Genomic DNA, 8062 nt, shown 5'->3' with positions numbered 1-8062 from the left:
AAACAGGCCGCCGCTGAACCCGTGGCCAAACAACATCAAATCGCCTAGCATTCACCATGACTCGTTGATCACCACGCGTGAACCCACGCCGACCCAAAGTCCACCACCCCACGGGACACTGTCATCGCGGGTTCGCCCACCGTTGTGGGAAACCCGTGTTCTTCCCCAGATCGACTGCGCTCGGATGGCGACCACGGCTGGGCGCCTCCACCCACCGCCACACTGTTCCCATGCTGGGTCAGACACAGGCAGTGGGGCTCAATGCCTTTGCCGCGCACGTCGTCGACGTGCAGGCGAGTATCAGTTCGGGGTTGCCGGGGTTCGCGGTCACCGGCAACCCGGACCCGTCGGTGCGTGAGGCGCGCGACCGTGTGCGGGCGGCGATCCGGAACTCGGGATTGCAGTTCCCCGAGTTGAAGGTCACCGTCGCGCTGTCACCGGCCGACATGCCGAAGGTCGGCTCCGGATTCGACCTGGCCATGGCCGTGGCCGTGCTCGCGGCGACGGATCAGGTGTCCTCCGAGATGCTCGCGTCGACGGTGTTTCTCGGCGAGCTCGGACTCGACGGCAACATACGGCCGATCCGCGGAGTCCTGCCTGCGGTCATCGCGGCGCGAAGGGCGGGGTACCGGCGAGCGGTCGTGCCCATCGAGACCGTCGCGGAGGCCGCGCTGGTCGACGGGGTGGACGTCGGAGGGGCGTCGAGTCTGAAGCAGGTGACCGGGTGGCTCGAGGGGCATCACGCGCTCGACACCGTGCACGAGGTGGCCGCCATACCACCGCCACCGGTGCCCGACATGGCCGACGTCGTCGGCCAGCACGAGGCACGGCATGCGCTCGAGATCGCCGCCGCCGGAGCGCATCACGTCCTGATGACCGGATCGCCGGGGATCGGCAAGACGATGCTCGCGCGCCGACTGCCCGGCATCCTGCCACCGCTCGGACTCGAGGACTCGCTCGAGGTGACGGCCATCCACTCCCTGGTCGGTGAGCTGTCTCCGGGCCGTCCGCTCATCACCGAACCGCCGTTCGTCGCACCGCACCACAGTTCGTCGACCACCGCGCTGCTCGGCGGCGGAACGGGGTTCGCACGCCCGGGTGCGGTGTCCAAGGCCCATCGCGGGGTGCTGTTCCTGGACGAATGCGCGGAAATGAGCAGCCATGTCCTGGAATCGCTTCGGGAACCGCTCGAGGACGGGGAGGTCCGGGTACCGCGACGGGATGGTGTCGCCACCTATCCCGCGCGGTTCCAGTTGATCCTCGCGGCGAATCCGTGTCCGTGTGCACCTGCGCACGACGTCGACTGCGTGTGCACCTCGGTCGCACGACGCCGCTACCTCGGCAAGCTGTCGGGGCCGCTGATGGACCGTGTCGACATCCGCGTTCGCATGGACCCGCCGGGGGATGCCGCCCTGATGAGCGGGACGGGGGAGACGAGTGCAGACGTCCGTGCCCGGGTGACCGCGGCTCGTGCGGCCGCGATCGAACGCTGGTCCGAATTCGGGTGGCGCACCAACGCCGAGGTCCCCGGCTCGGCGTTGCGACAGAAGTTTCCGCTTCCGTCCGACGTGCTCCGGCCCATCGAACTGTTCCTGCGTGACGGCCGGGTCACCGCGCGGGGAGCCGACCGTGCCCTGCGTCTGGCGTGGACACTCTGCGACCTACGCGGTGCCGACCGACCCGTCGAAGACGATGTCGCACAGGCACTCCTGTACCGAGATCGAGGGGCCAGTTGGTGACCGGGTACCCGGAAGAGCTCCTGGCCTGGGCCTACCTCGCGCGCGTCGCCGAACCGCCGTGTGCCGAGGTGATCGAGCTCGTCGACGCGATGGGTCCCACCGACGCCGCGTCAGCCATCCGACGACGCTCCGTCCCGGACGGATTCGATCCGGTCCTGGCAGTCACCGCCGCACGTCACGACTCCGAGTGCGCCGCTGATGATCTCGACGCGGCGGCGCAGGTCGGTGCACGCCTGGTGACCCGCTCGGACCCGGAATGGCCGGCCTGGTCGCTGCTCGCACTTGGTCAGGCGGACACGGCGGCGCGCGGTGGCGAACCCCTCGCGTTGTGGGTGCGCGGCCCCGCTCGACTCGACGAGCTCGTCGCGGATTCGTTGGCGCTCATCGGTTCCCGTGCAGCATCGGATTACGGAAGACATGTGACCGGGATGCTCGCCTCGGGGCTGTCGGCCGAGGGGTTCTCGGTGATCTCCGGCGGCGCCTTCGGAATCGACGGTGTCGCGCACAAGGCGGTCGTGGCCGGCGGGGGAATGACCGCGGCGGTGATGGCGTGCGGGATCGACCGCGATTACCCGGCCTCGCATTCTGCGCTGCTGGGCGAGATCGCCCGTACCGGTGCGGTGATCAGCGAGTACCCGCCCGGGACGACCGCGGCCAGACACCGCTTCCTCACCCGCAACCGACTCGTCGCCGCGCTGTCCGGCGGGACGATCGTCGTCGAGGCCGGCCGGCGTTCCGGCGCCGCCAACACCGCGGCGTGGGCGCGGAAGCTGGGACGTCCGCTCGGTGCGGTGCCCGGCCCGGTCACCTCGTCGACCTCGGTGGGTTGTCACCGGATGATCGCCGACGGCCTGGCGGTGCTGGTTGCCGACGTCGCATCGGCGGTGAACCTCGTCCGACCCGACGGCGGGGGTGACGTCGGCCGGGGTCGCCTGAAGCCCACCGATGGCCTGACCGAGGAGCAACTGCGCGTGCACGACGCCATTCCGGCGCGCGGGGGCGTGGGCATCGAGGAGATCGCCTTCGCGGCCGGACTCGAGGTCCCGGTGGTGCGCGCGGCGTTGGCCAGGCTCGACGTCGGCGGCCTGGTCGAGAACGCCGGCGGTCGGTGGAAGCTGAGTACCGGATGACCCGGGCGGGCTCACCTCCTCGTCAGCATCTCCACGAAGATTCGAAGGTCCTCGACCGTCGCCTCGCCGATCCGGTGCTGGGCGTAGACGTACCCGATCCCGGCGTACAGAAGGGTCGTCGCGCGCGCATGTGCCTCCGCCTCGTCGAAGCCGAGGTCGCGCATGGCCTGCTCGGTGATCCGGAAGACCCGGTCGTCGAGCTCCGAGATCGACTCGGCCATCGAGGGTTCGGTCTCTGCCCAGCGCCGCATCGCGGCCTCCATCCGCCAGCGGTGCGGGTCCGACAGCAGTCGGGTCATGCCCTCGATGCGTTCCCGTGGCGGCCGGTCCTCCAGCGCCGCAAGCTCGGCGACGACCTCGGACCGGACCTGCCGGCAGTGGGTGGCGAGCGCCGACTTCATCGCCCCGACGTCGGCGAAATGCCAGTAGAAACTGCCCTTCGTCACCCCGAGGCGGGTGGACAGGCTCGCGATCTTCAGGCCGCCGATGCCTTCCTCGACGAGGACCTCGAGTGCGGCGTCCAGCCAGTCGGAGGTGGCCAGTCGAGAGTTCCTGCGCGCAGGGCGGTCCTCGACGGGTGGGTGCTCCACGGGCCGGTTGGGCATGCGACCGCCTCTGCTCGGGTCTCACGACGAGTGATGTGAAGAATGGCAAATTCACAGATCACATCGCCGCATTGAGAGCAAACCTTACAACCCTTCATAACTTAGGTCGGCCTAACTCATGGCGTAGGGTGTTCGCATGGCCAAGCGTGTGAACACGATGACGGTGCTCCGGCGTGAGCAGATCGGTCCCCACTTCGTCCGTCTGTATCTCGGGGGCGAGGGATTCGACGACTTCCAGGTCGCGGTCGGCTCGTCGGGGGAGCCCGACACCGACATGTACGTGAAGTTCATCTTCGCGCCCGAGGGTGTCACCTATCCCGAGCCGTTCGACCTGCAGGAACTCCGGGCGACCCTGCCGGCCGACCAGATGCCGATCCTGCGGACCTACACCGTCCGCCGTGTCGACGCCGAGAACCGCCAGATCCTCGTCGACTTCGTCGTACACGGCGACGAGGGCATCGCGGGTCCGTGGGCGAAGACCGTCGAACCCGGCATCACCGTCCGGTTCCTCGGGCCCGGGAGCGGCTACCGCCCGCGCCGCGACGCCCCCTGGCACCTGTTGGCCTCCGACGAGGCGGGTCTACCCGCGCTCGCCGCGGCCCTCGAGGCGCTACCCGACGACGCGATCGCCAAGGTGTTCATCGAGGTCGCCGGTCCTGAGGACGAACTCGACCTCATCGCGCCACCCGGCGCCGAGATCACCTGGGTGTACCGCGGCGGACCGGCCGGCGAGGTCGACGACTCGCGCGCGGGCGACAACGCCCCGCTCATCGCCGCCGTCCGCGAGGCCGAATGGCTCGACGGCGAACCCCACGTGTTCATCCACGGCGAGGCGCAGGCGGTCATGCAGAACCTGCGCGGCTACATCCGCAAGGAGCGCGGCGTGGGCGCCGCCAACGCGTCCATCTCCGGATATTGGCGCCGCGGGCGCACCGAGGAGGGCTTCCGCAAGTGGAAGGCCGAACTCCGTGCCGCCGAGGAAGGCGCCACCGCTGGAGCGCAGGGCTGAATCCGGCGACCGGACCGAAGCCGTTGCGCGCGCAGGCAATATCGATCGCGCAGGCGGTATCGATCCGGCCACGATGAGCGTGTGCGGTTGCACCGGCCGCCGACGCGCGCTGTGCTGACGGGCATGCTCGACGACTTCGCCGACCACCTGCGCCTGGAAGCGGGCCGCAGCGAACACACCATCCGCGCCTACGTCGGTGGCGCGCGGTCGTTGCTGTCGTTCGCGGGTGCGCGCGGGGTCGCCGCGGCGGACATCGATCTCGCACTGCTGCGCGCATGGCTGGCCGAACTCACGCGGCGCGGCGCGGCCCGAACGACCGTCGCGCGCCAGGTGTCTGCGGCGAAGACGTTCTGCGCGTGGGCCGTTCGCGAGGGGATCATGGCGACCGATCCGTCGCAACGGCTCAAGGCGCCCAAGGCGCATCGCACGCTGCCCGCGGTCCTCGCGCCCGCACAGGCGGAAGCCACGATCGTGGCCACCACCGCCGACCGCGACCCCGACGACCCGATCGCGCTGCGCGATCGGCTCATCGTCGAGCTGCTCTACGCGAGCGGGATTCGCGTCGGCGAACTCTGCGGCCTCGACGTCGACGACGTCGACACCGGTCGGCGCATCCTGCGGGTCATCGGCAAGGGCGACAAGGAACGGTCGGTCCCCTACGGGGACCCGGCGGCCCGCGCACTCGACGACTGGCTGCGGCGGGGCCGGCCGAAGCTGGCCACCGATGAATCGGGACCTGCGCTGCTGCTCGGCGCACGGGGACGACGTCTGGACCAGCGCATGGCCCGCAGCGTCGTGTCGAGCGCGGTCGAGGCGGCCGGGGGGCCGGCGATGGGGCCGCACGGCCTGCGGCACAGCGCGGCCACCCATCTCCTCGAAGGCGGCGCGGACCTGCGTGTGGTGCAGGAGTTGCTCGGCCACTCGTCGCTGGCGACCACCCAGATCTACACGCACGTCAGCGTCGAGCGGCTCCGTGCCGTTCATCGCCAGGCGCATCCGCGGGCCTGATCATGCGCGCCGCCCGATCACCCGTCGCCCGGGGCATCGACCGGCTTGAGCCGGACCCGGATCGCGCCCAGCAGGCCGAGCGGATCCAGATACTCGGCCGACCGCCCGGCGCCGCGCCGGGCGCCCCAGTGCAGACACGCCACCGCCGGGCATCCCGCGTGGCCGGAGCCGACCGTGCCGATCACCTCGCCCCGCGACACATGCGAGCCCCGGCGGACCGATGCCGTCACGGGCTCATAGGTGGTGATGATCCCGTCGGGGTGGGCGATCGAGACGACGCCGCGCCCGGCGACCTCGCCGGCGAACCGCACCCGCCCGGCCCCGGCTGCCGTCACGGGAGTCCCCGGTACGACAGCCAGATCGACCCCGCGATGGCCCGGAAGCCAGCGCTTGTCCGGGGCATCGAAACCGGTCACCACCAGGGGCTTCGGGCGAAGTGGGGCGGAATAGCCACGCGTCTCGGCGACCGCCGCGGGACACGGCGGGCAGACGGTGACGACGAGGATGATCAGGACACTGCGGACGACGGTCGGCATACCTCTTCGACGCACCGGAGGGCCGGACGGATCCATCCGTGCGTCGGAGACGACCGCCGTGTTTTGGTTCTCGCTGGTCGACGGGCGTAAACTCCTCTGCGCACCTCATCGGCTGTTGATGAGGTGACTTCGCGCGCCTGCGAACACACGCCGAGTGAGCGGTCCCGGGCACGGTCTCCATGGCCGGTCCGGGTGACACCCGGTGGCGGGCGCCAGGGTCGACACCGACCGGTGCCGACGGACAACTGCGAGACAAAGGAACAATCATGGCTGTCGTGACCATGAAGCAGCTGCTTGACAGCGGCGCACACTTCGGGCACCAGACCCGCCGTTGGAACCCGAAGATGAAGCGGTTCATCTTCACCGACCGCAACGGCATCTACATCATCGATCTGCAGCAGACGCTGACCTACATCGACAAGGCCTACGAGTTCGTCAAGGAGACCGTCGCCCACGGCGGCACCATCCTGTTCGTCGGCACCAAGAAGCAGGCTCAGGAATCGATCGCCGCAGAGGCCACCCGCGTCGGCATGCCGTACGTCAACCAGCGCTGGCTCGGTGGCATGCTCACCAACTTCTCGACCGTCCACAAGCGCCTGCAGCGCCTGAAGGAACTCGAGACCATGGAGCAGACCGGTGGCTTCGAGGGTCGCACCAAGAAGGAAATCCTGATGCTGACCCGCGAGAAGAACAAGCTCGAGCGCACGCTCGGCGGTATCCGGGACATGGCCAAGGTTCCGTCGGCCATCTGGGTCGTCGACACCAACAAGGAGCACATCGCCGTCGGTGAGGCCCGCAAGCTGAACATCCCGGTCATCGCGATCCTGGACACCAACTGCGATCCGGATCTCGTCGACTACCCGATCCCGGGCAACGACGACGCCATCCGCAGCGCCGCTCTGCTCACCCGCGTCATCGCCTCTGCCGTGGCCGAGGGCCTGCAGGCCCGCGCCGGCGCCGCCGGTGGCGACGCCAAGCCGGAGGCCGGCGCCGCCGAGCCGCTCGCCGAGTGGGAGCAGGAGCTGCTGACCCAGGCCGCCGCGCCGGCCGGCGAGAACGCCGCGACCGACCAGGCCACCCAGTAACACCCGGCCCGGGCAACTCCACCACACTCTTTTCGAAGGAGGCTCGCCAACGATGGCGAACTACACCGCAGCCGATGTGAAGCGTCTCCGCGAGCTCACCGGCTCTGGAATGCTGGACTGCAAGAACGCGCTGGCCAACAACGACGGAGATTTCGACAAGGCCGTCGAGGAGCTGCGCATCAAGGGCGCCAAGGACGTGGGCAAGCGCGCCGAGCGCTCCACCGCCGAGGGCCTGGTCGCCGCCAAGGACGGCGCGCTGATCGAGATCAACTCGGAGACCGACTTCGTCGCCAAGAACGACGAGTTCCAGAAGCTCGCCGAGGACATCGTCACCGTCGCCGCGCAGGTCAAGACCAATGACGTCGAGGAGCTGAAGAAGGCTGCTCTCGGTGACGGCACCGTCGCCGACGCGGTCGCGGCCCTCTCGGCCAAGATCGGCGAGAAGCTCGAACTGCGTCGCGTCGCCCATTACGACGGCCCGGTCGCCGTGTACCTGCACAAGCGTGCCTCGGATCTGCCGCCGGCCGTCGGCGTGCTGGTGTCCTACACCGGTGAGGGCGAGGCCGCCGAGGAAGCCGCCCGCAACGCCGCGATGCAGGTCGCCGCGCTCAAGGCGAAGTACGCCACCCGCGAAGAGGTTCCGGCCGACGTCGTGGAGAACGAGCGTCGTATCGCCGAGGAGACCGCCAAGGCCGAGGGCAAGCCGGAGAAGGCACTGCCCAAGATCGTGGAGGGTCGCGTCAACGGCTTCTACAAGGACGTCGTGCTGCTCGACCAGCCGTCGGTGCAGGATTCCAAGAAGACCGTCAAGGCTCTCCTCGACGAGGCCGGTGTGACCGTCAAGGGCTTCACCCGCTTCGAGGTCGGTCAGGCCTAATCTGATCGATCCGGTTCTGCCGGAACGAGACTCGACTCTCGCCCCGTCTCCCGTCGTGGAGGCGGGGCGAGAG

General features: G+C 69.4%; 8 protein-coding genes. 6 read left to right on the top strand and 2 right to left on the bottom strand.

Annotation, left to right across the window (positions count from 1 at the left end):
* Nucleotides 1-230: 230 nt before the first annotated feature.
* Complete coding sequence (locus tag ABFT43_RS12790) at nucleotides 231-1739, top strand: YifB family Mg chelatase-like AAA ATPase (protein WP_347960712.1); 1509 nt, start codon at nucleotides 231-233, stop codon at nucleotides 1737-1739.
* The gene (gene dprA / locus ABFT43_RS12785; protein WP_457590144.1) at nucleotides 1733-2869 is read left to right on the top strand and encodes a DNA-processing protein DprA; all 1137 of its coding nucleotides are present in this window, start codon (nucleotides 1733-1735) and stop codon (nucleotides 2867-2869) included. The genes ABFT43_RS12790 and dprA overlap by 7 nt, the downstream gene beginning before the upstream one ends.
* A gap of 11 nt (nucleotides 2870-2880) precedes the next feature.
* On the opposite strand, the gene ABFT43_RS12780 is transcribed toward dprA, so the two are convergent.
* Nucleotides 2881-3474, bottom strand: coding sequence for a TetR/AcrR family transcriptional regulator (locus ABFT43_RS12780; RefSeq protein WP_347960709.1), 594 nt, complete (start codon nucleotides 3472-3474; stop codon nucleotides 2881-2883).
* 136 nt (nucleotides 3475-3610) lie between these two features.
* On the opposite strand from ABFT43_RS12780, the gene ABFT43_RS12775 reads away from it, so the two are divergent.
* Together ABFT43_RS12775 and ABFT43_RS12770 are read left to right on the top strand one after the other, a co-directional pair.
* Nucleotides 3611-4483, top strand: coding sequence for a siderophore-interacting protein (locus tag ABFT43_RS12775; RefSeq protein ID WP_347960708.1), 873 nt, complete (start codon nucleotides 3611-3613; stop codon nucleotides 4481-4483).
* Between the two features lie 123 nt (nucleotides 4484-4606).
* Nucleotides 4607-5491, top strand: coding sequence for a tyrosine recombinase XerC (locus ABFT43_RS12770; RefSeq protein WP_347960737.1), 885 nt, complete (start codon nucleotides 4607-4609; stop codon nucleotides 5489-5491).
* A gap of 17 nt (nucleotides 5492-5508) precedes the next feature.
* On the opposite strand, the gene ABFT43_RS12765 is transcribed toward ABFT43_RS12770, so the two are convergent.
* Complete coding sequence (locus tag ABFT43_RS12765; protein WP_347960707.1) at nucleotides 5509-6027, bottom strand: M23 family metallopeptidase; 519 nt, start codon at nucleotides 6025-6027, stop codon at nucleotides 5509-5511.
* A 266-nt stretch (nucleotides 6028-6293) separates the two neighbouring features.
* On the opposite strand from ABFT43_RS12765, the gene rpsB reads away from it, so the two are divergent.
* Together rpsB and tsf are read left to right on the top strand one after the other, a co-directional pair.
* A complete protein-coding gene (gene rpsB, locus ABFT43_RS12760; protein WP_347960706.1) occupies nucleotides 6294-7112 on the top strand; it encodes a 30S ribosomal protein S2 in 819 nt (272 codons plus the stop codon).
* Nucleotides 7113-7164: 52 nt separating this feature from the next.
* Entirely contained in the window at nucleotides 7165-7989 is an 825-nt protein-coding gene (tsf, locus tag ABFT43_RS12755) for a translation elongation factor Ts (protein WP_347960705.1), read from the top strand.
* Nucleotides 7990-8062 lie beyond the last annotated feature (73 nt).

The organism is Gordonia aurantiaca (genome assembly GCF_039939235.1).
GTDB lineage: Bacteria > Actinomycetota > Actinomycetes > Mycobacteriales > Mycobacteriaceae > Gordonia.
Note: the sequence above shows the minus strand (reverse complement) of the source record. Positions and strands in the feature narration are given on the sequence as shown.

What these genes read in the sequence shown, in the direction of transcription:
- ABFT43_RS12775 (WP_347960708.1), top strand. Translation starts at nt 3,611, where the DNA reads ATGGCCAAGCGTGTGAACACGATGACGGTGCTCCGGCGTGAGCAGATC.
- ABFT43_RS12765 (WP_347960707.1), bottom strand. Translation starts at nt 6,027, where the DNA reads ATGCCGACCGTCGTCCGCAGTGTCCTGATCATCCTCGTCGTCACCGTC.
- ABFT43_RS12780 (WP_347960709.1), bottom strand. Translation starts at nt 3,474, where the DNA reads ATGCCCAACCGGCCCGTGGAGCACCCACCCGTCGAGGACCGCCCTGCG.
- ABFT43_RS12770 (WP_347960737.1), top strand. Translation starts at nt 4,607, where the DNA reads ATGCTCGACGACTTCGCCGACCACCTGCGCCTGGAAGCGGGCCGCAGC.
- tsf (WP_347960705.1), top strand. Translation starts at nt 7,165, where the DNA reads ATGGCGAACTACACCGCAGCCGATGTGAAGCGTCTCCGCGAGCTCACC.
- rpsB (WP_347960706.1), top strand. Translation starts at nt 6,294, where the DNA reads ATGGCTGTCGTGACCATGAAGCAGCTGCTTGACAGCGGCGCACACTTC.
- ABFT43_RS12790 (WP_347960712.1), top strand. Translation starts at nt 231, where the DNA reads ATGCTGGGTCAGACACAGGCAGTGGGGCTCAATGCCTTTGCCGCGCAC.